Source organism: Desulfoluna sp. CLI2B (assembly GCF_056847375.1).
Genome location: NZ_CP186557.1, coordinates 1,900,505 through 1,926,453 on the forward strand (window position 1 = coordinate 1,900,505; position 25,949 = coordinate 1,926,453).

Consider the following 25,949-nt stretch of genomic DNA (forward strand, 5'->3'; position numbering starts at 1 on the left):
CACAGGATGAACGCGATGACCTGCCGGAAGGGCTTTACACTTCTCGAATTGCTCGTGGCTGTGGCAATTTCCGTGATTATCGTTGCAGCGGCGTACTTTTTCTACAACACCCAGGTCCAAACCCGGTTGACCCAGGAACGGGTCCTCGACATTCAGCAGAACCTGAGGGCTGCCATGGTCATGATGGGCTCTGATATCCGCATGGCGGGCTACGACCCCGAGGGAACGACCGATGCGGGGATCACGGCTGCAACGGCCTCCACGTTGACCTTCACCACCTCGGTTGAGGCGGAAGCCAACGGCCTGGACGACGACGGGGACGGGGACACCGACGAAGCGGGCGAAGCCGCCCTGCCCATGACCCTTGAAACCATCAGCTACACCCTGAACGACGAAGACGGAGACGGCGATCAGGATTTGGTGCGTGTCGTCGGAACGAGCCGGGTTGTTGTGGGGGAAAACATGGAGGCCCTGGAGTTCAACTACGTGCTTGACGATGGAAGCACTGTCTCCGTCCCAACGGATCGAGAACGTGTCATTGCCGTGCGCATGGCGCTTCTGGCGCGCAGCCGGACCGAAGACTCGGGTTTTTCCAACAGTGTAACGTACAGGGGCTACACCAGTACGTGGGGGCCATACAATGACGGGTATCGGCGTCGCCTTCTGAGACGAACGGTGCGCTGCAGAAATCGGGGGATAGACCAATGACGAAACCGGTGCGCTGCACTTCCATTGGACAGGACGAGGCGGGCATGACCCTCATTGAGGTGATGGTGGCTTCGGTTATTCTGTTGGTGGGGCTTCTGGGACTTGCCCTGATGCAGGTCCATGCCATGAAGGCAAATGCCCAGGCCCGCTCCATGACGGAAGCCGCCAATTATGCGAGCGACCGCGTGGAGCAGATCATGAGCGCTGTGTGGACGGAAGAGACCGTTGACAGCGACCTGGCCGCAAACGACCCGGACACGCCGGAAGACATGCATACGGCCACCGCCGACGGGTATACCGTCAACTGGGTCGTTACCGATGCCTCGGACAAAATGAGCAAGACCGTGAACCTCACGGTGCTCTGGACGGAAGAGGGGAAAACGCATCGGGTCTCCCAGGTGGTGGTGAGGACAATGCATTGAACATCCATATCATTCACAAACCTCTGGCGCGGAAAGGAGGGTGCATGACGAAGGGCAGAAAACGGGGCGCACACCCCTCGGGAGAGGAGGGCAGTGCCCTGCTCGTGGTTCTGGTGCTTCTTGTGCTGGTGACCGTTGTTTGCATATCGGCCATGAACAGCTCTGTCACAGAGTTGAAGATCGCCGGCAACGACAGGGTGAGCAAACGCAATTTCTATAACGCGGAAGCGGGCCTGTTCGATGCTGTGGCCATATTTGACCGGATCTATGCCAACGAGGCGGACTCGGACGGGAACCGGCTTTACCTGAAGGATTCCACCCACCTTCCCTTAAGGGACCGCGATCCGAGAAATGCCGGGGTCGAGTTTGCCTCTCCGGTGACAAATGATGCGGGGATCCCCGTGGCCTGGATCGAGGTGCGTGCCATTGTGCTGCTGGCCAACAAGCAGGCAAGCACGTTGTCGGCGTCTGCCGACGACATTCCCTCCGTGGCCCATATCGGGCCTGCGCCCAAGGGGTCTGAAAAGGGCGTGTACCGCACGCGGCGGTATGCTGTCACCGCCACAGCCATCGATCCCACGGTTTACAGTGCCGCCAATCCCAAGGCGTCGCTGACGGGCGTGGTTCTTCAGTGCGGCGTGGATATGCAGGAAGAGCTGGTTAAAGTGGAACATTTGCAGGGAATTTGATCCCACGGAGGAAACAATGAAATTCAGGCATGCTCTCATCTTGTGTTGGCTGGTTCTCACCTGCCCCCTGACCGCCCTGGCCGATGATGTCGCCATCTACGGCACCCAGTCCGTGACCATTGAGCCCAACGTGCTGATCATTTTTGACACCTCGGGCAGTATGTCTGAAACCGTCGAAGGCAGTGCCCCCTCCGACGGCGTCAGCGATACGTATGATCCGGGCACGGCCTACTCGGGTTCGCATCCGAGCAGGGCTGTCTATTACAAGTCCGGTTCTCGCTGGAAGTGGTACAGCAATGATGTGGACGACATCGGTAACGACGCCATCGAGGCAACCCTGTTGAGCGTCGGGTACGCAGAAGTGACCATGCGCTCGGGTCGGCGACAGTGGAAAACATGGATGCGCATCGGCAACTACAGGAATTTTCTGGAGCGGCCCGTGGCGTCTGACAGGACACGACTGGAAATTGCTCAGGATGTGGTCAAGGAGCTTCTCGCCGAGACCACCGGGGTCCGCTTCGGTCTGATGAAGCTGAACAGCTGCGACGGAGGTCGCCTCATCTCTTCCTGCGGCACGGACAATTCGGTCATCTCCTCCAAAGTCGATGACCTCACCGCCAATGGCGGCACCCCCCTTGCCGAAGCCCTTGCCGAAGCCGGGCTCTACTTTGCAGGAAAAACGGGCTATTTCAGCCACACGACGTCAAATTACGTCAGCCCCATCGAGTACTCCTGCCAGAAGAACTACGTGATCCTTTTTACCGATGGAGAGGCCACCTGCGACGAATCCAGTCTCCTCTACGGAAAAAACAAATATATGGGCAAGACCATCGGGGACTACGACGACGACGACCGGGATCTCAATGCCGACGGCAGTGTCCATCGTTACCCCTCGGACGACTCCTACTACGGGACCACCGATTTCCTGGATGACGTGGCCATGTTCCTTTACAACGAGGACCTGGTGAGCTCCATGGGGACGGGAACCTCTTTTGCCAAGCAGAATGTCATCACCCACACCATCGGGTTTTTCTCCTCTCGATCACCTGCTCAACCGGGCGGCCATTGAGCAGTAGAGTCTCCATACGGCCTCCAGGGCTTCGGATTTGAAGAGAGCTTCAGCAGATCATCAGCACCAAGTACGAAGAGTCCTCCACCTTCGTGGCTCCGGTGGTGCCGGTAAACCGGGAGTACCGGACGGCAGAAGCCGACTCCATTTACCTTGCCTTTTTCAAACCCGTTCAGGCTGGCGACTGGAAGGGGAACCTTAAGAAGTACACCCTCTCCGAGTCTGGCGATGTTCTGGATGCCCTGGGCAACAACGCGGTCAACACAGACGGCACCATGAAAGAGAACAGCAGGTCCCTCTGGACACAGGCGACAAGCGACGGCGCCGATGTGTTGAAGGGGGAAAGGAGGCAGCTCGCTGGAGTTCAGGAACAGACTTCCCGCAATTTTTATACGTATACGGGGGGCAGTGAAAAGAGCCTGACAAACACCGTCAACCGGTTTGATGCCTCCAATTCTGATTTACTGGATCTCGGGGTAACCACCGATGCCATTACCGCAGTGAAGGAGGGCGTTGGTGGGTGGCCCATCGGTTCCATTATTCATTCCGAACCGGTGGTGGTGCATTACTCCACCAGCTCGTCGGTGATCTATTTTGGCTCCAACGACGGGTTGTTCCGGGCCATCAACGACGCCAACGGGGAAGAACTCTGGGCCTTTGTTCCGCCGGGACAGCTGGATCGGCTGGATCGTCTGTCGGACAACAATTACGATTACTATGTGGACGGGTCTCCTTCTGTCTCCTACGGCAGCCTCATGAGCGGTACCACTCTGTTTTCACAATGCGTCTGGTGGGGGAACGCAGGGGCGGGTACAGGTATTACGCCCTGGATATCTCATCGTACAGTGAGCCAAAGTGGAAATATGAGGTGACAACGGCAGGGGGCGAAGCCCTGGGACAGACCTGGGGACGGCCGGCCTACTGCCGTATCAAGTTGAGCTCCACCACCGATGCCAAGGTGTTTGTCATGCCCGGGGGCTACAATCAGGTCAAGCAGGAGGCGAGCTCTGGCGTCGGCACCGTTCCGGAAATGGGCCGGGCTCTGTTTGCCGTGAAAGCCTCGGACGGAAGCTTTACCGGGCTTAAGGTCAACCACGGTAATTTCAACAAGATGACCCACAGTATCGTGGATCTGTATACCGTGGATACCGATGCCGACGGAATCACCACCCGCGTCTACGCCGGGGACATGGCAGGGCAGGTGTTCGTGGTGGCCGACGATGTGCTGGATACTGTAAGGGATGGGAGCCGCGTGGTGGAGGCCAAGGACCCGGACGGTACCTGGGCGTATCGGAACCGCTTGTTTTCGTGTAATTCCGGAAAGCTTTTCTATGCGCCGGTACCGGCGGAGGTGTCCGGGGTGGAGACTCTCTATTTCGGCACCGGGAACCGGGCCAACCCCCTGGGCTCCGAATCAAACCGGTTCTATGGGGTTCGGAACACCCTCTGGGACAGCGACTTGACGGACAGCGACCTGGTCAATGTCACCGATGAGTCTGCTTCGTACGCAGATGTCTTGAAAACCAAAAAAGGGTGGTATTTCAACCTTCCCAATACCAACGAAAAAGTGGTTTCCAGGGCCCTTGTTAATTCAGGTGTTGTGTATTTTACGACCTATACACCTACCTCGGAAAGCAGCTCCGATTCAGATGCGGATCCGTGTGCAGGGGCGGGGGCCCGCGGGGTCGGGCGCCTTTACGCGGTGAGCGCCTTTGACGGCAAGGCTGTGACCACCTGGGGCGGATCCACGAAGACTCGGTCCACTGAGCTTCCGGGGAACCTTCCCATCGCCAAACCCATATTCAACGGAACGAAGATCCAGGTGGGGCCCATGAGCTGGGACGCTGCCAAAGATGATCGGGTTGATTATTTTTACTGGAAACAAACTCTTTAGGAGACATCATGATGCTGAAACAAATCGGAGTTGTTCTCCTGGCGGCGGTTCTTGCAACTGCCGGTGCGGCCGCCTTTGCCTGGGCTGGGGATTCCCGTACCCTCGTTCTTGAGGTGCCTGCTTCAATGGATCCGGGGGGCAGCTCCAGGGTCTATGACGACAAGCGGGTGGTGGAAAAAAAGTCGGAAGTGATGGAGGTCGCGGCCGACGGCACGTGGATGCTTATCGGTGAGTCCACCTTTGTGATCGGTTCCTGGTTCCATGACGGCACCCGTACCAAGACGAAGCTCCTCGATGCGTCGGGGAATACGGCGAAGCTTTCTCGCTTCAAGCGTCGGGACCGTGTCTATGTTAAAGGCGTGGCCCGCAAGGACGGCACTCTTTTTGCCTATGTGATCCAAAAGCGATAAGACTTTGCTCTTTCAATTATGGGGGCGCGGGGGCCCGAACAATGGGCGGGCCGGGGCTTTTTGGCCGTGCGCCCGTGGGGTTGCCTTGCCGGGACGTATGGTCGGTGCTATAAAGGATGCTCTAAAACGCACGAGACACCACCTGCTCCGTTGGCCAGACGGCTGACGGGGCAGGTTTTCGACCATGACGACAGATGGGAGCCCCACCAGAATGTACTCCGAACGTTTCACGAAGCTGACCCCTTATGTTCCCGGCGAACAGCCCCAGGATCGCAGTTACATCAAGCTCAACACCAACGAAAACCCCTATGCCCCGGCACCGGGTGTGGCCGAGCACTACGATCCCTCTGCGATCTGGAAGCCTCCGTCGATATCCCGACCCCAATGCAGACGCCCTGTGCCGCCTCATCGCAGAGACCCACGGTATCAAGCGGGAGCAGGTGATGGTTGGCAACGGGTCCGATGAGATCCTCTCCTTTGTCTTTTTTGCCTTTTTCGATTCGTCGAAGGGGCCCCTTCTTTTCCCTGAGCATACCTACAGCTTTTACCCCGTGTACTGCGACTACTACGGCATCGACTACAAAAAGGTGTCCCTGGACGAGGATTACCTCGTCAACATCGATCGTTTTCTGGCTGAGCAGGGGTGCGGGCTTATTTTTCCCAACCCCAATGCCCCCACAGGAATGCTCCTTTCTCTGGATGAGGTGACGCGCCTTATGGAGCGCTGGCCAGAAGATCGCGTGGTGGTTGTGGATGAGGCCTACATCGACTTCGGGGGCGAAAGCGCCGTTGCCCTCATCGACCGGTTCCCCAACCTCCTGGTGGTGCGGACCTACTCCAAGAGCTACTCCCTGGCCGGAAGCAGGCTTGGCTGGGCCATGGGCAGCGAGGAGCTGATCCGGGCCCTTTATGCGGTGAAGGACTCCTTCAACTCCTACCCCGTGGACACCCTGACCCAGAAAGCGGGCATGGCCGCCATGGCGGACCGGGAATGGTTTGACGAACACCGCAGCCGGTCATGGCCGAGCGAGAACGTGTCTCCGAGGCCCTCTCCGCCAAGGGGTGGAAGGTGCTGCCTTCTGAAGCCAACTTTGTCTTTGCAGGGGCCCCGGACCGCGACGGCAAAGCCGTCTACGAAGGCCTAAAAGCCCAGGGCGTGTTGGTGCGTTTCTTTAACAAAGAGGGGCTGACCCCCTTTGTGCGCATCACCATCGGCACGGCCGAGGAGAACACGGCCCTTCTCCACGCCGTGGATTCCTTGTAGTGTGCTAATAAGTGGTTAACCTCAAGGGTACGGTTCATTTCCAAGTAGAGCCGTGTAACGATTTGCCTTCCCTCCCACCTTGGTATCAACTTTCGTATTCAGCGTATATAAAGCAACCGTAATCAACTCAGTTCAAGTTTGCCCCCAACAGCAATGTGAGGGGCAGCTTGAAACCTGACGGCGAAGGCAGGTATGGCGAAACGATTCATGCCATGGGTTTCGCGTGACGGTTGAGCTGATATAGTGGCCCGTCCCCGCAAGGGAGGCGGGTTTTTCATGTTCCATCACCAAAGGCTCAGGCGTTGCCCTCCGGGGCCGTGGTGAATCCGGCTGACCCCATGGACATTGTCTTGGGGCCCTGCCGTTTTTATGGCGTTTTCTGTGCCTGTCTGGTTTCTCTCCAAAACGTGACCTTTGTGGTTTCACGCCTGAAGTTCCTTCGGCCTTGGCCGGTCCCTTTCCTTTATGGTCCATACGCGGGCAAGAAATAAGGCATTGCTCCGGTGCGCCTGTCCGATACCCTTGAGCTTGTCTCTATCCGCTTTTTCTTCTTTTTTTTCTAACTGCGAAGACGCATGAAATATGCGGTTCTTGATTCATTTACTTAATCATTGGCTTCTCAAATAAGCCGTCTGAATCTCTTTTAAGTAAGAAAAATATTGTCAAACAAATTATTTGACTATAATAATAGTTTTAGAACTATCGAATGGGTTCATGACGATTTGAGTTATGGTAAATAACAAAGTTTCCTTCAAAGTAACATTCTTTAACGCTTAGTTTTCGTGCGTTTCTCGTGAATATCTGTTTTTATAATCGAATTAAATATAAGGCATGCCCTTGGAATACTTTCGGGGTGGAGAGGCGTTTATAATGAATGGGTTTGGGTTGTTTAAGAATGAGGAAAGGGCCACTGGCGGCACCACGGGTTTTACTTTATTAGAGCTGATGGTCACTGTGGCGATTGTCTCTATTCTTGCTGCTTTGGCTGCACCGCAGTTCGCTGCATGGGTTGAAACCAGCCGGTTGAAAAACGGCAGCGCCGATGTTCGCTCGGCGCTGGTGCTGGCCCGCTCCACGGCCATCGCGAAAAATGCATCTGTTGTCGTGGCGTTTACAACCGGGAGCAACAGTGGGTACACGGTGTTTGTCGATAACGGAAACCTGGTTCACGACTCGGGGGAGGACGTGGTGAAACAGGGGAAGATGCCGTCCGGCATTACCGTCGCGGAGACGGAATTGCCCGATGAAAAGGCCTGTTTTAACGCCCGAGGGCTTCCTGCCAGTTCGGGAATCATCTCCGTCACCAACACGGAGGGCGTCAAGATCCATAATGTGATCCTTGCAGCTGCCGGGGGGATGAAGTTGAAGCGGGGATTATGAAAGAAACGGCAGTGTCCTCAATCAACCGCAACCCTTTCAATGAACACCGGGCTTACGTTGCTGGAACTTCTCATTGCGCTGGCCATCGGCTCTGTGGTGATCTCGGCGGTCTATGCCGTTTATATCAGCCAATTGCACTCGGTAAATACCCAGGACAAAATTGTTGCCATGCGCCAGAATTGGCGAGCCGGTCACTATGTCCTGGGCAGGGAGCTGATGAAAGCAGGGTACTGCAGTAATATTGTCAGTGAATTTCAGCCCGGTTTTACTCGGGCGACCAAGAGTGCGTTGACCTTTACCTATGTTGAAGAAGGAACGGATAACCTGATCCCCGTGGCATTTGATCTCGTTGCAGACGACGGGGTAAAGCGCATTGTCCGCACCGTTTCCGGGGTGGCGGCACCCATTGCCGAAGATATTGAAACCCTTCAGTTTATCTATGTACTGAAAAGCGGGAGCACCACCTGGGCACCCGAAGCCAAGCACCTGAATGACATTCGAAGCATCAGGGTAACCATCGTGGCGAGAACGGAAAGTTCCGTGGCTGACTACCCGACACCCACCGCCTTTGCCCTTCCTTTTCCGGACGATCATACGGAAAACACCCTGAATTTCTCTTCTGACGGGGTCTATCGGCAAATGGTCACGGGGGTCTTCAATTGCCGGAATATGTAAAGACAAATAGAAAGGTGATGCGATCAATGATGGAGACGATACCGTGTCGGCCCACAAACGCGAGTTCCCATGGCTCCTCATGGGCTGCTGACGGGTTTACCCTCATCGAAGTAGTGGTCGCACTGCTTATTCTCGCGGTGGGTATCCTGGGAGCGGCATCCATGCAGATTACTGCCATTAAAGGCAACGGGACGGCCTACAAAATCACCGAGGCCTCCATGGTCGCTTCCGAGCGTGCCGAACAGCTTCTGGCCCTTGATTTCGGCTCAGCCGACCTTGCGGACGGCTCAGAAAAGGTTAATGGGTTTGGGGTGGAATGGGTTGTTGTTTCGCCGACAACCGATCCCGACAGGCGGGATATCACGGTGACCGTTGCATGGAAAGAGGGGGACAGGGCCCACTCCTTCGATTATCGGTTTTTAAAAGCCCGGGGTATTTGACCCCTCCAAAAGCCATTGTGTGTATAGTGCCATCAAGCACATGGACCATTTATTTGAATCGGGAGAATTTGATGTGTTGCAGGTATGTCCATGGGGAAGGTGAGGAGGGATCGGTCCTCCTCATTGCGTTGGTCGTTCTTTTTCTGGTTGCTCTGTTGGGGGTCAATGCGCTGACAACAACCCAGACCGAGCTCAAGATTTCCGGCAACGATCAAAGCTACACCCGGAATTTTTACCGGGCGGAGTCGGCCATCAAAGAGGCCGCACTGGCCCTCGAACATGCAGATGACGTCGATCCGGCCACGGCCGGGTTGTCGTGGCTCTCCGACGGAATCAATGAGGAGACGTGTTTTAAGCCGGAACAGGACGCATGGCAAACCTCAGGATCGGATACCAACGCTGCGGTGTCCACATTCTATACGGACGGAAAAGCCGAATTCTGCGGTTTGCGCATGGGGGTGGCTTCTGGCTCCAGCCTGGATATGACCTCCCCGCTCAAATGGGAATACGTGATTTACGGACGTTCCGTGCTCTCCTCCGGTAAGGTCGAGATGGCGGCGGGCTATTGTAAAAAGACGAATTGACGGAGGGGATGCATGGGGTTCGCTGATATTTGGAAGGCTTGCAGGAAGATGGCTCAACGATGGTGTTTGCCGGTTGTTTTGGGTGGCCTGCTCCTTTGTGTGATGGGGGGGAGCGCTTCGGTGGACGCTGAAACGGGTTTTGCCGATGTCATCGCCCATGCCCACGATCTGGGCACGTTGACCGATGCAGGTATCGTGAGGGATGGGGTTCTTGAGCGTCGAGAGGACTGGTTGGGGCTTGATGTCTTTGACAGGGATTACTACAGGTTTTCCGTCAATACCCCCGGGACGGTAACAATATATTCTGTGGTCCCTGTATCCAATTCGGGCCTTAGGACCGTGGGGTTTCTCTATCGTACGAACAACAATGATTCGATGATCGTGAATGACAATTACGATGGCTATAAAGACAATTTTCGGATTGAGCGGTATTTGGGCTCAGCCGGTTCGTACTATACCATGCTTCGCGGGGTAAAGAAGAAAAAGAACATCGGTGCGTACCGACTGGTTCTGGAGTTTGAACCGGATGGGCCGACGCATTACCGGGACAGTGACGGAGACGGATGGGGTGACCCGAACATTACCACAGCTTCCCCATCCGGTGGCGGGTGGGTGACCCAGTCCGGTGATTGCGATGACACGAACCCCGCGATTCACCCGGGTGCCGAGGACAATCAGTGCGACAACATGGACAATGACTGTGACGGCCTCACGGACGAGGACGCCCCGGATTCGGCCAAGGTCCTCTACTATGACGACATGGATGGTGACGGGTATGGTGATGCCGATAACACGCATCTTGCCTGCACCATACCCGAGGGGGCCGTGTCGGTCGTTCCGCCGCGGTGATTGCGATGATTCGGATTCATCCGTCAACCCCGATGCCATCGATATCTGCGGGGATGGTGTCGATCAGGACTGTTCCGGCGCGGACAGGGTCTGTGGCACGAGCACGGTGTGCGTGGACATCGCTGATGCCCCGTTGACGACCCAGGTTGCGGCGGCGCCCCCGTTGGTGATGTTTCTCCTTGACGACTCGGGGAGCATGAAATTCGATATTATGTGCGAGACGGGTGTCTTTTATCGCAAGATTTCTTGGGGGAGCAATTGGGCCCAGTACGTGTCCCAGGCGAAATCGTACTGGAAAACCCAGTGGGCCGGGTACAACAAGGTTTATTACAACCCGGAGGTGACCTACACGCCCTGGCCTCTGCATACCAATGCCAACCCCCAGAGCACGAGAGAGCATCCCTACTTTGATGATGGAACCCGTGATATGGATGCTGCCGGTAATTTCGCCGTGATTGATGACGTGGATTTAAGTTATGCCCACTATTATCAGACTTCCGGTGACAAGGTGTATCTCGTCAATCTGAGTGGTGGGAGCGCAAAGTACTACGAGGTGACGGATTTCGGGGAAGACAACTATTATCAGGTCGCTTCGTTGACGCTTCTCAACTCCGTGCCTTCGGCCATCGCCGTTACCGATTACCAGGCTGCCCTTCAGAACATGGCCAACTGGTATCAGTACAGCCGAAACCGAGAACTTGCCGCCAAGTCGGCGGTAGCCCAAGTAATCAGCGAGGTCAGCGGGGTCAAGGTGGGGCTTTACGCCATCAACACCGGGGCGGTGTCCGGGGTAAAATCGATTCATGTCGATGGAACTGACCTGACCGATACCCTGCTGCAAAAGCTTTATGCCATAAAATCCGGAGGAGGGACCGAGCTGAAAAATGCCCTTCTGGTTCAGAGCGTGTTACGACAAGGCCTGGGGAGGAGGGCTCGGGGCGTCCCCCTTTGACACCGAGGAGGTCGGCGGGACGTGCCAGAAAGCATTCACCATCGTGATGACCGATGGGTACTACAATGGGGATTTTGACTATTCTGTGGGCAACGCAGACAAAAACTCCACATCCGATACGTCCACCTGGGACGGGGTGCCGTATGCCGATGAATCGTCAAACACCCTTGCCGACATCGCCATGCATTTTTACGAAAGGGACCTGCGCACCGACCTGGCTGACAACGTGCCGACAACCGTTAAGGGTACCGCACGGCACCAGCACATGGTGACCTATACGGTGGCCTTCGGGGTTTCGGGGACCTTGAAAGCAAGCGCTTACGACTGTCCGACGAACTGTCCGGGTATGAAGGATGAACTGGCATGGCCCGCCCCCACATCGGACAAGACAAAAATTGATGATTTGTTCCATGCAGCGGTCAACGGCCGGGGAAAATTCATGACAGCCGGGAATAGCGAGGCCCTTGCCAACGCCCTGGTGAGTGTGATCGGTGATATCCAGAACCAGGTCATGAGCGGGGCGGGTGTGAGCATGAACTCCCAGGAACTGAAACAGGATACCAAGTTGTACCAGGGGTATTTTGATTCGTCGAACTGGACCGGGAACCTGAAAGCCTTTGACCTGGGAACGGATTCAGCCGGGAAGCTGACCACCACCAAGGCCTGGGACGCCCAGGAGGTGATGGCGGCCAAGTCCCTGACCTGGTGGGACTCATCGCGATGCATCCTCACCAATGGGGAGAGCGGCAGCACGGCATTTCGGTACGACAACCTGTCCGATGCCCAGAAGGAGTGCCTTTCCCAGGGCATTTTGGATTTTGTCCGGGGTGACTCCAGCAGGGAAAAGGCCAAAGGCGGAACATATCGCGACCGGGACGGGCTTGTGCTGGGTGATATCGTCAATTCGTCGCCGACGTATGAAAACGGCGTGGTCTACGTGGGCGCAAATGACGGCATGCTCCACGCCTTTGATTCTGCCGACGGCAACGAGCTCTTTGCCTACATACCGTCCTTTGTCACCGAGAACCTGGCCTACCTCGCCGATTCCGAGTACACCCACACCTATTTTGTGGACAACACCGTTGAAATCCGAACCATCAAAAACGGCATATCCGCAAAGACCTGGCTGGTGGGTGGGCTGGGCAAAGGGGGCAGGGGGTATTATGGCATGGACATCACCAACCCCACGAAAATTTCAGAACATCAGATCCCCGCAATCTGGGAGTATCCGGCCTATGGCAATACGGATTCTGACATGGGATTCAGCTACAGCGCGCCTGCCATCGTCAAGGCCAATACCGGTCAGTACATCATTCTGGTCGGCAACGGATACGACAGCCTGAACGGAAAGGCCGTTTTGTATGCGTTAAACATGAACGGTTCTCTGTTTACCACCATTGGCACCAACGAGGGCAGCGCTGTGCCCGCCGATGAAAAATGCAATGGCCTGAGTTCTCCGGTGCCCATTGATACGGATTTTAACGGTACCGTGGATATCGTCTATGCAGGGGATATGCTGGGAAACCTGTGGAAGTTCGATCTTTCGTCCTCAAGTGCCGTGGCCTGGCATGTTGCCTACGGTGGTCACCCCCTGTTTACCGCAAAAAACAAGGACGGTGAGATACAGCCCATTTTAGGAAAACCGGCCGTCATGTCCCATTGTGACAGAAACCGCAAAGGGGTCATGGTCATTTTCGGGACCGGTCGTTACCTTGCCAATGAAGATCCCTCCAATACGGACACTCAAAGCATCTACGGCATCTGGGACTGGGCGGATGAGTGGGAATCTCCGGATTTCCGATATCTGGGATCATTGCAGCAGCCCACAAGCTACGCCGCCGATCGGACCCTTTCGCATTTTACAGACGCCACCTTATTAAAGCAGTCCGTGACATCATCTGCTTCGTCTGCCTTGCTCCACTCAACCTCCCACGACATTGACTGGCTGGTGCCCGAAGAGTGGGTGAAGGCGGGAGCTTACGAGGGCGGGACCCATGTGGGATGGTTCCTGGACCTGCCGTTGACCGGTGAGCGCGTGGTGACCAAGACCCAGTTGCTCGACGGCAAAGCCATCGTGGCCTCCATCGTTCCCAAGCTCTCTCCCTGCACGGCAGGGGGCGGGTCCGTGTTTTACACGCTCAATGCCTGCGATGGGTCTCAGCCGGACGAACCCTTTTTTGATTCCGATGGCGACGGGGATGTGGACGATGCCGACGGCACGCTTTCGGGCAGGCGGTTTAAAGATGATATCTATTACTCCCCTGCGATTCTGAACCGCAAGGGCAATGCCACGGACGTCCTTATCTATGGAGAGGATGACGGGGCCGGAACCGCGCAGTCCATGGCCATCGAAAAAGAAGTGCTGGGGCTCTATTACTGGCGGTTTGTCGACTGATGTTACAGGGTTTTCATGGGGGCTCAGCCCCCCATGTCGTCACCAATGCAAAGGATTTCTAAAAGAGGATACGATCATGAAGAAATCGGTCGCTTACGTCATGGCCCTTGCGTTTTTTGTTGTGGGGTTTTATTCGAACGGGGTTTTTTCTCCGGGGCTGGCCTGGGCTCGGAAGTCACAGGGTGAGAACGTCATGGCCTACGTGAAAAGTGTAAGCGGAGGATGGTACACAGGAAAAATTGATTACATCGATGCCTGGATTGTCACCATGGGTGATGTGAACCACTCCTTTGCCAAGGATGTCCTTTTTGTGTCAAAGGACGGATTTAAGGTTTCCAGGCGAAATTTTCATAAAGGGGATACAGTGAAAATGCTTCTGGACTCACATTTTGAATGCTCTATTTTGCTTAAACTATAAGCCCTCTTTGACCAGACCTTGCCTCCGGCAAGGGTGCCCTCTGAGTCGGTTTACCTCCTTGGTCAAATGGTAAGGTGCTCCCGTTTCCAACCGCGCCTGCCATTTGACCTCCCCACCTTATTTTTTACCCCCTCTCTTTTCATTCATTTAGCCCGACTATTTCACGAGAAAACCATCGGATCGAAGCAATGGCACCTTAATTATTAATGAGGTGGTATCGTGAAATGTCCGGGATAGAGAAAGGCCGCAAGGGTTCAAAAAAGAAAAGGGGCCTCCACCGGTTTCCCGGGAAGGCCCCTTTTCTCTTTCACTTCTCTATGGGGATAGAAGAAAGTGTGTCAGTGTTCTGAGATGTGTATGAAAATCAGGAGGGGATAGTTCGATTCGTTGCGGGATGGGGACCCCGCAAGGTCTCGAAGCCCGGTCCGCGGAATGGGGACTCCGCGGGCCGGACGCTCCTGGGTTTTCCTTTTTGGGTTGAGGCTATACCGCCTCGGTGGCGTCGAAGATCTCCTTGTCGAACTCGCCTTCGCTCTTGGCAACGATCAGGGAGGTCATGGCGTCGCCGGTGACGTTGACACTGGTACGTGCCATGTCGAGGATTCGGTCGATACCCGCGATGAGGGCGATTCCTTCCATGGGCAGGCCGATGGAGGAGAGGGTCACCGAGAGCATGATGAGACCCGCGCCGGGTACGCCGGCCGTTCCGATGGAGGCCAGGGTGGAGGCGAGGATCAGGGTGATGTAGTTGGACATGGTCAGGTCGATGCCGCTGGCCTGGGCCACGAAGAGAGCGGCCACGCCCTGGTAGATGGCGGTACCGTCCATGTTGACCGTGGCGCCCATGGGAAGAACAAAGCTTGAGACGCTCTTGGAGACGCCCAGGTTCTCCTGGGTGCAGCGGATGGTCACGGGAAGGGTGCCGGAGCTGCTCGTGGTGGTAAAGGCCACGGCCTGGGCGTCAACGATGCCCTTGAAGAACTTGGCGGGGCTCAGGCGTGCAACAAGGCCGACGCCGGAACCGTAGACAAAAATAACATGGACAATGGCGCCGATGTAGACTGCCAGGATCACCTTGAGCAGGGGCAGCAGCGTGGATGCGCCGTACTGTCCCACCACATAGGCCATCAATGCGAAGACGCCGTAGGGGGCGAATTCCATGACAATGGCGGTGAGGGTGTACATGATCTCTGCCACGGATTCGCAGAGTTTCTTGAAGGGCTCAGCCTTCTCGCCGGTGATGTTGATGGCGATGCCCAGGAAGATGGCAAAACAGATGACCTGAAGCACATGGCCGCTGGAGAGAGCGCCCAGGGGGTTCTTGGGAACGATGGACACCAGGGTATCGATGAAGGGGGGCGCCTGCTTGGCGGAGACGGCCTGTCCCATGTCGATCATCATGCCCGCGCCGGGCTGGAGGATGGTGCTCACCAGGAGGCCGATGCAGACGGCAAAGGCTGTGGTGACAAGGTAGATGGCCAGGGTCTTGAGGCCGATGCGACCCAGCTGCTTGCTGTCCTTGAGGCTGGTCATGCCAACGATAAGGGACGAGAAGATAAGCGGGATGATAAGCATCTTGATGGCGTTGATAAAGAGCGTGCCGATGGGTTTTACCAGTGCCGCTTTTTCCTGAAAGATAAGTCCGGCCACAATACCTAAGCCCAGACCGATCATGATTTTCATCCAAAGTTTCATATGTCCCCCTGCCTGTTACACGTTACGAGTTCTGGCGACCCCCGGAAAGCAATGACACAACGGTGCACAAGTGAGCGCTTTCGAAATCCGAATTGATTTTAAGGGCAGCATTCCATCCTGATGACCGGAGAAACGGAAAACGCAAATAAACCGTGACTCCGGTGCTGAGTCAGTTTTTTTAAGAGCAAGGTCGGTGCCAAGATATACTAATTTTCGTAACAAACTGATTGAATGGATAAAATGTCTTATTTTGAGGGGCTTCTAATATGCGTGAGGGGCTATAACCAAAGGAATAGATGGTGGCGGCAGATTGTGGAAAAGCTCAAAAAACAGGGGAAGACTTTCTTATATAACAAAAGTTATGGCTATAATTTTGGTTATACCCCTTTAGGGCAGGTCTTCAGGCAACGCGCATCGATTCCTGTTTTTTTGCTTCTTAAACCCTTTCTGCCCGGAGGCGATGGGGCCATTGCTTACTCATCCTGCTTTTCCCTGAGCTGCTTCATGCGCTTGCTCAAGGCTGGTTGAGAAATCCCGAGGATTCGGGCCGCGATGCTCTGGTTGCCTTCGGCCCGGTCCATGGCCTCCATCACCAGGAGGCTGGATGCATCGGCCAGGGTGGGCAGGGGGTCCAGGCCCGAAAAGGGGTTGCCGTCCGCTTGCCTGGAGACAGCCTGAGCGTCGGGGTGGTGCGGAGCATGTCCTTCCATGGCCTCTTTAAAGGATGCCATGGAGAGGGTGCCGCCCCCATGGCGGGCCACGGCGTCAAAGACCATGGATTTTAACTCCCGGATGTTGCCGGGGAAGTGGTAGGTGGCCAGGAGGACCGGCAGCTCCGGGGGATAGGCCGGGACCTTCTTGCCGGTCTCTTCGGCGGCCATGGCAAGGAAAGTGTCCAGAAGGACGGGAATGTCGTCTTTCCGCTCCCTTAAGGGGGGCATATGGATGTGGTGTGTCTGGAGACGGTAGAAGAGGTCCTTGCGGAAGCGTCGCTCTTTGCTCTCTTTTCCTTTGATGGTGAGGTCCTGGTGGGTGGAGCAGACCACCCGGGCGTTGATTTTTTCCGAGTGGTCGCTTCCCACCGGGGAGAAAATCCGTCCTGGAGCAGGCGAAGCAGCTTCACCTGGGAGGGGGCGGAGAGGTCGCCGATTTCATCCAGGAAAAGGGTGCCCCCCGAGGCTTTTTCCACCATGCCTGCACGCCGTGCATCGGCTCCGGTGAAGGCGCCCCGCACATGGCCGAAGAGGGTGTCGGAAAAAATGGTGTCGTCCAGCCCGGCCACGTTCACTGCCACCATGGGGCCGGGTGGGTTGCAGACGCGGTGGATGGCCCGGGCCACGAGCTCCTTGCCCGTTCCGCTCTCTCCGGTGATGAGGACCGGCTGGCGGGAGCTTGCAAGGGATTCGATGTAGCTGAAGATGGAGATCATGTACCGGTTGGCCGTGGCGATGTGGCTGAAGGCCTCGGGGTTGCTCGGGGCCTTGCTGATGGTGGAGCGGATGGCCCGGTTTTCCCGTTTCAGCTCCCAGAGGTTCACGGCGTTTCTCACCGTGGCCACGATGCGTTCCTCGGCGCCGGTTTTGACGATGTAGTCGTTGGCGCCCATCTTCATGCACTGCACGGCAAGGCTGACCTGGTTCATGCCGCTGACCACCACAATCACCGTGTCCGGGGACTCTTCCCGGATGACGGAGATCAGCTCTTCACCGGGGATGTCGGGCATCATGAGGTCCAGGAGCACGATTCCGATCTCTTCCTCGGCCAGGATGTCGCGCACCTTGCGTCCGTCACTGAGCTTGCGCAGGTTGGTGAACCCGGCGCGCTCCAGCAGGAGCCCCAAGCTGCGGAGCCACGAGGGCTCGTCATCAATGAGGAGAATGGGGAAATCGTGGGTCAACACACCGGTCATGGGTTACTCCTTGTCCAGGGCGGGGAGTTCAAGGGTGGCGGTGGTGCCCCGGCCCGGCTGGGATTTGAAGGTCAGGTTGCCTTCATGGTTTCTGACAATGCCCGCTGAGACCGACAGCCCGAGGCCGGTGCCGCCCACCGACCGCTTGGTGGTGAAAAAGGGATCGGTGAGGTGGTCCAGATGCTCTGGGTCGATGCCCGAGCCTTCATCGGTCACCGACAGGGTGACGATGCCTTTGGCCGGGTCGCTGTCTGTTTTCAAGAGGATGGCGGATTCCGTTGATTCCAGGGCCTGGCAGGCATTGAGCAGCAGGTTGATCACCACCTGTTCAATGCGCTGGGGGTTGGCCTGGATGGGGGGAAGGCCTTCACGGAGTTCCACGCCCAGGTGGCGGGTGGCCTTCTCCACGGTGGGCCGGACAAGCCTCAGGGCATTGACGGCGATGGTGTTGAGGTTGGTCTCTTCCTTCTCATCGTCGCTCTGCCTGGAGAAATCCCGGAGGTCCTCCACAATGGTTTTGATGTGGCGGGCGGCGTCGTTGGTCTCGTCCAGGATCAGGGGGATCTCGTCTCGCATGCGGGAGTAGGGAAGGCCCGCCACCTTGAAATCGCCGTGTTCCCTGTAGTGCTGCTCCAGCACGGGGTGCATCTCCTTGAAGGCGGCCACCAGCAAGGGGATGTTGAGCAGGAGCAGGCCGTTGGGGTTGTTGAGCTCGTGGGCGATGCCCGAGACCAGAAACCCCAGGGAGGTCATTTTATCGGCCTGGAGGAGCTGCTTCTGCCGGGTCTCCAGCTCCCGGGTGCGCAGGGCCACCTCCCGTTTGAGGGTCCGGGACCACAGGATGTTGCCGATGACCACCATGGCCATGAAGGTGAAGAGCAAACCGGCTGCGATGATAAGCTTTCGGGTGGGGATCCCCGGGGAGAGGACCCCGAGCCAGCGGTTGTGGATCTCCCGGAGGCGGCCGGTTTTCTTCAGGATGGCAAGGCCCTCGCTGATCTGCGCCATCAGCTCGGTGTTGTCCTTTAAGGTGGCGTAGCAGTAGAGCTGCACCGCCACGGGGTTTCCACGCTTGCGGATGTTGGAGAGCTTGTGTTCCCGGATGTAATAGAGACCGGGCAGGTTGGCCACAATGGCGTAGTCGTAGGCGCCGGACGCCACCATGCGCAGGGCGTCGGTCTGGTAAGGAACGGGCACCGGGGTGATGGACAGGGGGCTCTGCCTTAAGGTCTCGTGCATGATCCCGTCATGCTGAACAAGGACCTGCTTATACGCCAGGTGGGAGAGGCTGCCCACCCCCAGGGTCTCTTCCCGGGTAAAGATGGAGTGGTGGATCAGGGTGTAGGTGGTGGAGCTGCAGGTACCGGCGTGCCCGCTCGTCCGAGTAGGAGATGCCCTGCATCACATCCACCTCTCCTTTTTTAAAGGCCTCCATGATCTCTTCCCAGGGGCCCAGGCGAATCTCGATCTCCATGCCCATGACCTCGGCAAGAGCCCGGGTCAGCTCCACGGTAAAGCCCGTGGGGTTCCCGTCCTGATCCAGGAACTCGTAGGGTGGGTACTGGGCGTCTCCCCCGAAGACGATGCGCTCCGGGGGAGCTGCCTGGGCCAAGGTTCCGGCCAGGAGCAGGATAAGACACGCCATGGAAAAGAGACCGCGCCGAATCATCAGCTCTCCTCTTGTCTCCCCGTGAGGTGGCCGTCGGGGGTGACGGATTTCAGAATCACCGGCACCAGCTGGTTCATGAGGCTGTCGTCCCCTTCAAACTGCACCGGGATGTAGTTTGAGGTCACCCCTTTGAGAAGGCCCGTCTGATGGTCCCGCTCCCGTTCCACAAGGACCTCGGCGCGGGTTCCCACGGCCGCTTCCATGAACCGTTTTTTTGCGGCCTGGCCGATGGCGCGCACGCGTGCCGTGCGGTGCTTCATGGTTTCTTTGTCGAGGCGTCCGTCAAAGGTGGCCGCAGGGGTCTTTGCCCGTGGGGAGAAGGGAAAGACATGGAGATAGGCCAGGGGCAGGGACTCTAAGAATGCGCAGGTGTTCTCGAACTGCTCTTCGGTCTCACCGGGAAAGCCGATGATGACGTCCGCGCCGATGGCTGCCGACGGGGAAAGAGCGTGGATCCGGGTTACCAGCTCGCGGAAACGCTCGGTGGTGTATGGGCGCTTCATGCGTGAGAGCACGGTGTCGTCCCCGCTTTGAAGGGGAATGTGGACATGGTCGCAGTAGAAGGGGGACCCGGTGATGATGTCAATGACCTCGTCGGTGATCTCCATGGGCTCCATGGAACTCAGGCGGACCCGCTTCACCGCTTTTTCCTCTTCCAGGCGTTTGAGCAGGGCGTAAAAGCTGGTGGGGGGGGTGAGGTCCTGGCCGTAGCAGCCGATGTGGATGCCGGTGAGCACCACCTCCTGGTATCCGCGGGCTCCAAGGGACGCCAGCCGGGAAACGGCCTCGGCCATGGGCATGCTGCGGGAGCGGCCCCGGGTGTGGGGCACGATGCAGTAGGAGCAGAAGGCGTTGCAGCCGTCCTGGACCTTCAGCAAGGGGCGGGTGCGGGTGCCCAGGGCGTCTACGTCAATGCCCTTAAACTCGGTCTCCCGGCAGCTCTTGTTGCGGTCCTCGGAGAAGTGGGCCTCTCCTTTTTCAACGAGAGCGATGATCAGCTCGGGGAGCTTGTGTTTTTCCGTGTGGCTGATGACGGCGTCCACGCCGTCGATTTTTTCGATCTCTTCGGCTTCGGTCTGGGCGTAGCATCCGGTGACAACCATCTTGGCGGATGGGTTTTTCCGAATGGTCTGGCGGATGTGGTTCCGCGACTCCACCGAGGCTTTGCCGGTGACGGTGCAGGTGTTGATGATGCAGACGTCGGCGTCTGCGGGCTTTTGGGTTTCCTGCCAGCCCCGGGAGGTAAGGGCCATGCCCACGGCGTCGGATTCAAACCGGTTCACCTTGCAGCCCAGGGTGTTGATGAAATAGCGTGGCATAATATCGACCTGTGATGGTCGCCATGATCACATGGCGATGGTGTTTGGGTATAAAAGCGCAACGTGTCCCTGCATCGTCCGTTGGTCGGGCGTGCAAAGGGAAAAACGTCGCAGAAAAGCTGCCCCCCGGCAGAGCCGCCGGAGGTCATGTTGATCATTGTACTCAACTCATGATCTTTAACGGGTAATCCAGCCTCCGCCCAGGACCTCGTCCCCTGCGTAGAACACGATCCCCTGGCCCGGGGTCACCGCGGACTGCGGGGCGTCGAACATTACGGTGGCTCCCTCACGGCTCGGGTCCAGCTCGATGCGGCAAAGGCTTCCCTTGTGGCTGTAGCGGATTTTGCAGGTGGCCTCAAATGAGTCACTGGCCGGTGGGCGGATCCAGTTGATTCGGGCCACCGTGCAGGCCTCGGACAAGAGGTCCTCTTTTTTGCCCACCACCAGGCGGTTTGCCTCGGGCTCCAGGGCCAGGACGTAGTAGGGGTAAGGACCCGGGCAGTTGATGCCCCGGCGCTGGCCCACGGTAAACCCGTGGAGGCCCAGGTGTCGCCCGACCTCGGTGCCGTCCGGGGTGACGATGGGGCCCGGCTCCATGGCAAAGCCGGGGCGGGACAGGAGAAAGGCTTTGTAATCGCCGTCCTGAATAAAGCAGATATCCTGGCTCTCTCCCTTGGCAAAGGAGGTAAGCCCTTCCAGAGCGGCCTCTTTCTTGATCTCTTTCTTGCGCAGGCCTCCCAGGGGAAACACGGCCTTTGCAAGACGCTCCGGCGGCACCATGGCAAGGAAATAGGACTGGTCCTTGAAAGGGTCTTCCCCTTTTAAAAGGTGAAGGCCGCCATCTTCGTCGGTGCGGGTGCGGACATAATGGCCAGTGGCAAGGTCCCGGGCGCCTAAGGATTCGGCCACGTCCAGGAGGTAACCGAATTTGACCGTGGGGTTGCAGAGAAGGCAGGGGTTGGGGGTGAGCCCGTCCCGGTACGCCTTTTCAAAATGGGAGACCACCTCTGCCTCGAACCGATCTCTGATGTCGATGATGTGGATGGGGATGTCGAGCTGCTCCGCCACGTGGTTCATGGCGGGAATAGCCACCCGGCAGCTTTCCGAATGAAGGGTCAGCTGCGGGGACGGGCTTACGGCCTGGTGCGCCGACCTTACGGGCTCGTAGCCGGTTATAAAATGGATGCCGACCACCTTGTGGCCTGCCTTTTTGAGACGCCAGGCCGCATACAGGGAGTCGATGCCCCCGCTTACTGCGACGGCTGTGGTGTGGCTGTTCATCAGAAGAAATTCTTGTCCTTGGGATTGGCCTTCATGGCGTTGGACGGGCAGGTGGGAACACAGAGTTCACAAGCGCTGCATTTTTCAAGGTCGAAGATCACCTCCATGGAGGGACGCTCGATGGCCAGTGCCCCGGTGGGGCAGACGGCAGTGCAGGCCCCGCAGTGGGTGCATCGTGCCTCGTCGCGGGTCACTTCCTGATCCGAGCGGCTCACCTTGATGCCCTTGCTTTTCAGGTATTCCAATCCGTTTTTGAAGTTTTCCCGGGTGCCCTTCAGCTCAAGAACCATGATCCCTTCCCGACGGGGGAAGATGTTGGCATGCAGGATGGCAAAGGTCAGTTCATAGTCTCTGGCAAGGTAGCAGACCACCGGCTCTGGGGAGGCCTCCTTGGGGAACTTAAGAATCAATATTTTTGATTGCACGGGTCGGGTCTCCGAGGTTGTTGCTCTGGTAAAAAAGTTCACCGGCGAATCGATTTCGGTTCACACCGGCTCATGGGGACGCGACTATTCCCGCAGACCAGATGGGCCTCATGCCCTTCGGATGCCCAGGGTAATGGGGTCGGTCCCTGATTGTAAAGCTCTCTATCGTACCGGGTCTGGTGGGGGGTGTCAATATCGCCACGGCCTCCCTGTGTCGGCTCAATGCTCATATGTTCGGCTGTATGTTGAGTTTTGTAGTCGTTGTTTTTTAAGAAAACAATTTCTGGTATTTATTGGGCAAATATCGGTCATGGGGGTGTGAAAAGTGTTTACAAGCACAGGGCCCTTGGGTTTAATAGAAATAAGGTGCCGTTTTTGACTGCGGCTCCAGGCTGAAGCGTCCCAAACGGCAACCCCCCATTACCCCAACGGCTGTGTTTGCATGAGACGTATACCCATCCGGATTTTCATCTTTCTTTTTGTCTCCATTATCATTGCGATTTCTTCCATCGGCACCGGGTTTGTCCTGATGCGCGAGGCAGAACACTCCCTGCTTCAGGAAAAGCAGCGCAAGCTCTTCGCCCTGACCCGCATGCTGGACGCCAGTCTGGCCGGATCCTTCGAATCCATCCTTGAGGCCGATGGCCTGACCACCGTTTCCCGGGCCGCCCGCATCGGTGCCCTGAACCGACGGCTCAAGGAGATCACGGATCGGGTGGCCCTGTCCGAGCCCGGCGTGGGGGTGGGGTACTACTCACGGGACCTGGACGCCATCATCACCTACGGTCCCAGCAAAACCCTGGGCCACAAAGTGGGGCAGAGCATCAGCGCGGATCACAAGGGGCGGTTTGTCATGGCCACGGGCATGGCACGGGTACAGACCGCCGCCCTGGTCCGCGGTGAGATCATGAACTGCATGCTCCCCATCAACAGGGACGGTGAGGTCATCGGCTACATCTGGGCCAACGAGCTCATGGACGACATCAACGACCAGATCCGCAAGATGCTCTATCGTTTTTATGTGGCCATTGCCGCCGGTATCATTTTTTCCTTTGCCGGTACGGCGTTTATCGCCCATGCCGTGGGCCTGAGGATTCGGGAGATCAAGCGGGGCATAAAGGCCATTGAAACCGATGTAACCCATCGCATCGCACCCATGGGCGGGGAGCTGGGGGAGGTTGCCGTTTCGGTCAACGAGTTTGCAGAAGTGCTGGAGTCCAGGCGGCGCCTGGAAGAGCAGATGCAGAGAACAGACCGCCTGGCCGCACTGGGAGAGATTGCTGCCGGTGTGGCCCACGAGATCCGCAACCCCATGACCTCCATCAAAGGGTTTGTCCAGCTCATTGAAACCGGCATGGAGGCCGGTGACCCAAGGCGCAAATACACGGGCATTGTCACGGCGGAGGTAGATCGCCTCAACAAGATGGTCCGGGAGCTTCTCTACTATGCCCGACCGTCCGAATCCCTGAAGCTGGCCGTGGACATCAACGGCATCCTGACCGATACCCTGCTTCTGGTGAATCTCAACGCCAGCCGCCAGGATGTGCAGGTCGAGACCGTTTATGGCGAGGGCCTGCCCCAGGTGGTGGTGGACCAGGAGCAGATGAAACAGGTCTTTCTCAATATTTTGATCAACGCGGTGCAGGCGGTGGGACCCCGGGGGCATGTCCGTGTGGAGAGTTTGGTCGTTGACCGGGGCGTTGCCGTGGTGGTGGAAGACAACGGAAAGGGCATTGACCCTTCACAGGTCCCGCGGCTGTTCGACCCCTTTTTTACGACACGGAGCAACGGCACTGGCCTGGGTCTTGCAGTCGTGCAGAAGATTGTGGACCTCCATCACGGGGTGGTGGAGGTGGAGAGCCGGCCGGGCAAGGGGACCCGGTTTACGGTGGTGTTGCCTGTGAAGACCAGAGGGGAGGCCCATGGGAACGGATAAAAAACGCGTGCTGGTGGTGGATGATGAGGCCCATGTTCGGATTCTCCTGTGCGAGGTCCTTAAAATGGAGGGATTTGCCTGTGTGGATGCGGTCAACGGCAAGGATGCCCTGGCGCGCATGGAGGCGGAGTCGGTGGACCTTGTGCTCATGGACATCCGCATGCCGGAGATGGACGGCATGGAGGCCTTTCGGGTGATGCGGGACGCCTGGCCCGAGGTGCCGGTGATCATGACCACGGCCTTTGCCGGGGTGGACACCGCCGTGGAGGCCATGAAGCTGGGGGCGTACAACTACATCTCCAAGCCCTTCAACAATGAGGAGATCATCCTCAACGTCCGGCGCGCCCTGGAGATCCAGAGCCTGACCCGTGAGGTGGAAGACCTGCGGCGGGTGGTGAGGACCCGGTACTCCATCAACAACATCATCGGCACATCGACCGGTATGCAGGAGGTCTTCAAAAACATCGGCCGGGTGGCCCCCACCAACTCCACGGTGCTCATCCAGGGCGAGAGCGGTACGGGCAAGGAGCTGGTGGCCCGGGCCATTCACTACAACAGCCGTCGGAGCCAGGGCCCCCTGGTGAACCTCAACTGCGCCGCCATCCCCGAAGGACTCCTTGAGAGCGAGCTCTTCGGCCATGAAAAGGGCGCCTTCACAGGGGCGGTGGGACCCCATCCCGGCAAGTTTGAACTGGCGGCGGGCGGGACTATTTTTCTCGATGAAATCAGTGAGATGAGCCCGAACCTTCAGGCAAAGCTTTTGCGTGTTCTTCAGGACCGGACCTTTCAGCGCGTGGGGGGGACCCGGACCCTTGATGCAGATGTCCGGGTGATCGCGGCCTCCAACAAGGACCTTGCCGAGGCCATCCGCCAGGGGAGCTTCCGGGAAGATCTCTACTACCGCCTCAACGTGGTTCTACTGGATATCCCGCCGCTGCGGGATCGGCGGGAAGACATCCCCCTTCTTGTGGACCATTTTATTGCACGGTCCAACAAGGAGACGGGGAAACAGGTCCAGCAGATCTCCCACGGAGCCCTGGACCAGCTCATGGCCTATCCCTGGCCCGGGAACGTGCGTGAGCTCGAAAACGCCGTGGAGCGGGCCGTGGTCATGGGGCAGGGCGGGGTGATCATGGCCGAAGACCTGCCTGTCTCGCTCCGGGGCGGAACCTCCGGCACGGCAGGGCCCGGGGTGCCGGGGCAGGAAAGCTCCCTGAAGGAGAAGATGGACGCCGTGGAGGCGGACATCCTGCAACGCGCCCTGGACGACACCGGCTGGAACCGCGTGAAAACAGCCGACATGCTGAAGATGAGCCGCAAGGCATTGATTTATAAAATTGATAAGTACGGATTGACACAACACTGACGGTTCATCTCTTTTCGATCTCCTCTGCTTGACAGGGCTGTGTAAACCTTACACAGCCCTCTCCCGAAGTTTGCACACCTTTTCGATTTATCCTCCTGATCAGATACCTGGGCTATATCTGTATCCTTCATTAAACAGGGCTGTTGTGGCTGATGTTCACGGCTTGGCATGCATGGTGCTAACCCTGTGACAAGAGTTGG

General features: G+C 57.4%; 26 protein-coding genes and 2 pseudogenes. 20 read left to right on the forward strand and 8 right to left on the reverse strand.

What is annotated here, in order from left to right; all coding sequences use genetic code 11:
* The first annotated feature begins 6 nt into the window (after positions 1-6).
* The 18 genes and pseudogenes from ACOYW2_RS09145 (at position 7) to ACOYW2_RS09230 (ending at position 14,149) form a co-directional block, all read left to right on the forward strand.
* A complete protein-coding gene (locus ACOYW2_RS09145; RefSeq protein ID WP_482770189.1) occupies positions 7-708 on the forward strand; it encodes a PilW family protein in 702 nt (233 codons plus the stop codon).
* Positions 705-1,130 carry a type IV pilus modification PilV family protein gene (locus ACOYW2_RS09150; protein WP_482416555.1) on the forward strand — a complete coding sequence of 142 codons (426 nt, stop codon included), beginning with the start codon at positions 705-707 and terminating at the stop codon, positions 1,128-1,130. The genes ACOYW2_RS09145 and ACOYW2_RS09150 overlap by 4 nt, the downstream gene beginning before the upstream one ends.
* A 44-nt stretch (positions 1,131-1,174) precedes the next feature.
* The gene (locus tag ACOYW2_RS09155; protein ID WP_482770190.1) at positions 1,175-1,819 is read left to right on the forward strand and encodes a PilX N-terminal domain-containing pilus assembly protein; all 645 of its coding nucleotides are present in this window, start codon (positions 1,175-1,177) and stop codon (positions 1,817-1,819) included.
* Between the two features lie 16 nt (positions 1,820-1,835).
* A complete protein-coding gene (locus ACOYW2_RS09160; RefSeq protein ID WP_482770191.1) occupies positions 1,836-2,888 on the forward strand; it encodes a VWA domain-containing protein in 1,053 nt (350 codons plus the stop codon).
* Positions 2,889-2,980: 92 nt separating this feature from the next.
* On the forward strand, positions 2,981-3,760 hold the full coding sequence (locus ACOYW2_RS09165) for a hypothetical protein (protein WP_482770192.1): 780 nt from the start codon (positions 2,981-2,983) through the stop codon (positions 3,758-3,760).
* Positions 3,757-4,782: a hypothetical protein gene (locus tag ACOYW2_RS09170; protein WP_482770193.1), complete on the forward strand. Its 1,026-nt coding sequence runs from the start codon at positions 3,757-3,759 to the stop codon at positions 4,780-4,782. The genes ACOYW2_RS09165 and ACOYW2_RS09170 overlap by 4 nt, the downstream gene beginning before the upstream one ends.
* An 8-nt stretch (positions 4,783-4,790) precedes the next feature.
* Positions 4,791-5,192, forward strand: coding sequence for a hypothetical protein (locus ACOYW2_RS09175; RefSeq protein WP_482770194.1), 402 nt, complete (start codon positions 4,791-4,793; stop codon positions 5,190-5,192).
* Positions 5,193-5,500: 308 nt separating this feature from the next.
* Positions 5,501-6,337, forward strand: coding sequence for a pyridoxal phosphate-dependent aminotransferase (locus ACOYW2_RS09180; protein WP_482770195.1), 837 nt, complete (start codon positions 5,501-5,503; stop codon positions 6,335-6,337).
* Positions 6,262-6,456, forward strand: a complete 195-nt coding sequence (locus ACOYW2_RS09185) for a hypothetical protein (RefSeq protein WP_482770196.1) — start codon at positions 6,262-6,264, stop codon at positions 6,454-6,456. Before ACOYW2_RS09180 ends, ACOYW2_RS09185 begins: the two co-directional genes overlap by 76 nt.
* Before the next feature lie 870 nt (positions 6,457-7,326).
* Positions 7,327-7,836 (forward strand): GspH/FimT family pseudopilin, encoded by a 510-nt coding sequence (locus ACOYW2_RS09190; protein WP_482770197.1) that lies wholly within the window; start codon positions 7,327-7,329, stop codon positions 7,834-7,836.
* Between the two features lie 39 nt (positions 7,837-7,875).
* Positions 7,876-8,511 (forward strand): prepilin-type N-terminal cleavage/methylation domain-containing protein, encoded by a 636-nt coding sequence (locus ACOYW2_RS09195; RefSeq protein WP_482770198.1) that lies wholly within the window; start codon positions 7,876-7,878, stop codon positions 8,509-8,511.
* Between the two features lie 26 nt (positions 8,512-8,537).
* Positions 8,538-8,951 carry a type IV pilus modification PilV family protein gene (locus ACOYW2_RS09200; RefSeq protein ID WP_482770199.1) on the forward strand — a complete coding sequence of 138 codons (414 nt, stop codon included), beginning with the start codon at positions 8,538-8,540 and terminating at the stop codon, positions 8,949-8,951.
* A gap of 71 nt (positions 8,952-9,022) precedes the next feature.
* Positions 9,023-9,535, forward strand: a complete 513-nt coding sequence (locus ACOYW2_RS09205) for a PilX N-terminal domain-containing pilus assembly protein (protein WP_482770200.1) — start codon at positions 9,023-9,025, stop codon at positions 9,533-9,535.
* Positions 9,536-9,655: 120 nt separating this feature from the next.
* The gene (locus tag ACOYW2_RS09210) at positions 9,656-10,384 is read left to right on the forward strand and encodes a putative metal-binding motif-containing protein (RefSeq protein ID WP_482770201.1); all 729 of its coding nucleotides are present in this window, start codon (positions 9,656-9,658) and stop codon (positions 10,382-10,384) included.
* Positions 10,317-10,454: pseudogene (locus tag ACOYW2_RS09215) on the forward strand (MopE-related protein); the annotation flags it as partial. The gene ACOYW2_RS09210 and the pseudogene ACOYW2_RS09215, both read left to right, overlap by 68 nt.
* Positions 10,455-10,580: 126 nt before the next feature.
* Positions 10,581-11,336: a vWA domain-containing protein gene (locus ACOYW2_RS09220; protein ID WP_482771118.1), complete on the forward strand. Its 756-nt coding sequence runs from the start codon at positions 10,581-10,583 to the stop codon at positions 11,334-11,336.
* Positions 11,269-13,731 (forward strand): pilus assembly protein, encoded by a 2,463-nt coding sequence (locus ACOYW2_RS09225; RefSeq protein WP_482770202.1) that lies wholly within the window; start codon positions 11,269-11,271, stop codon positions 13,729-13,731. Before ACOYW2_RS09220 ends, ACOYW2_RS09225 begins: the two co-directional genes overlap by 68 nt.
* Positions 13,732-13,807: 76 nt before the next feature.
* Positions 13,808-14,149 carry a hypothetical protein gene (locus ACOYW2_RS09230; RefSeq protein ID WP_482770203.1) on the forward strand — a complete coding sequence of 114 codons (342 nt, stop codon included), beginning with the start codon at positions 13,808-13,810 and terminating at the stop codon, positions 14,147-14,149.
* A gap of 483 nt (positions 14,150-14,632) precedes the next feature.
* On the opposite strand, the gene ACOYW2_RS09235 is transcribed toward ACOYW2_RS09230, so the two are convergent.
* The 8 genes and pseudogenes from ACOYW2_RS09235 to ACOYW2_RS09270 all read right to left on the reverse strand — a co-directional run bounded on the left by ACOYW2_RS09235 (position 14,633) and on the right by ACOYW2_RS09270 (position 22,447).
* A complete protein-coding gene (locus ACOYW2_RS09235; protein ID WP_180141319.1) occupies positions 14,633-15,844 on the reverse strand; it encodes a dicarboxylate/amino acid:cation symporter in 1,212 nt (403 codons plus the stop codon).
* A 473-nt stretch (positions 15,845-16,317) separates the two neighbouring features.
* Positions 16,318-16,785: an AAA-type ATPase lid domain-containing protein gene (locus ACOYW2_RS09240; protein ID WP_482771008.1), complete on the reverse strand. Its 468-nt coding sequence runs from the start codon at positions 16,783-16,785 to the stop codon at positions 16,318-16,320.
* 63 nt (positions 16,786-16,848) lie between these two features.
* Positions 16,849-17,753, reverse strand: a pseudogene (locus ACOYW2_RS09245) (sigma-54-dependent transcriptional regulator); the annotation flags it as partial.
* A 3-nt stretch (positions 17,754-17,756) separates the two neighbouring features.
* Positions 17,757-19,049 (reverse strand): ATP-binding protein, encoded by a 1,293-nt coding sequence (locus ACOYW2_RS09250; protein ID WP_482770204.1) that lies wholly within the window; start codon positions 19,047-19,049, stop codon positions 17,757-17,759.
* Positions 19,021-19,422, reverse strand: coding sequence for a transporter substrate-binding domain-containing protein (locus ACOYW2_RS09255; protein WP_482770205.1), 402 nt, complete (start codon positions 19,420-19,422; stop codon positions 19,021-19,023). Before ACOYW2_RS09255 ends, ACOYW2_RS09250 begins: the two co-directional genes overlap by 29 nt.
* On the reverse strand, positions 19,422-20,741 hold the full coding sequence (gene mtaB, locus ACOYW2_RS09260; RefSeq protein WP_482770206.1) for a tRNA (N(6)-L-threonylcarbamoyladenosine(37)-C(2))-methylthiotransferase MtaB: 1,320 nt from the start codon (positions 20,739-20,741) through the stop codon (positions 19,422-19,424). The genes ACOYW2_RS09255 and mtaB overlap by 1 nt, the downstream gene beginning before the upstream one ends.
* 177 nt (positions 20,742-20,918) lie before the next feature.
* The gene (gene mnmA, locus ACOYW2_RS09265; RefSeq protein WP_482770207.1) at positions 20,919-22,022 is read right to left on the reverse strand and encodes a tRNA 2-thiouridine(34) synthase MnmA; all 1,104 of its coding nucleotides are present in this window, start codon (positions 22,020-22,022) and stop codon (positions 20,919-20,921) included.
* On the reverse strand, positions 22,022-22,447 hold the full coding sequence (locus ACOYW2_RS09270; RefSeq protein ID WP_482416539.1) for an NIL domain-containing protein: 426 nt from the start codon (positions 22,445-22,447) through the stop codon (positions 22,022-22,024). Before ACOYW2_RS09270 ends, mnmA begins: the two co-directional genes overlap by 1 nt.
* 442 nt (positions 22,448-22,889) lie before the next feature.
* Here ACOYW2_RS09270 and ACOYW2_RS09275 point away from each other — a divergent pair, with 442 nt between their 5' ends.
* Both ACOYW2_RS09275 and ACOYW2_RS09280 read left to right on the forward strand, forming a co-directional pair.
* Complete coding sequence (locus tag ACOYW2_RS09275; protein WP_482770208.1) at positions 22,890-24,383, forward strand: ATP-binding protein; 1,494 nt, start codon at positions 22,890-22,892, stop codon at positions 24,381-24,383.
* On the forward strand, positions 24,370-25,749 hold the full coding sequence (locus ACOYW2_RS09280; protein ID WP_482770209.1) for a sigma-54-dependent transcriptional regulator: 1,380 nt from the start codon (positions 24,370-24,372) through the stop codon (positions 25,747-25,749). The genes ACOYW2_RS09275 and ACOYW2_RS09280 overlap by 14 nt, the downstream gene beginning before the upstream one ends.
* Positions 25,750-25,949 lie beyond the last annotated feature (200 nt).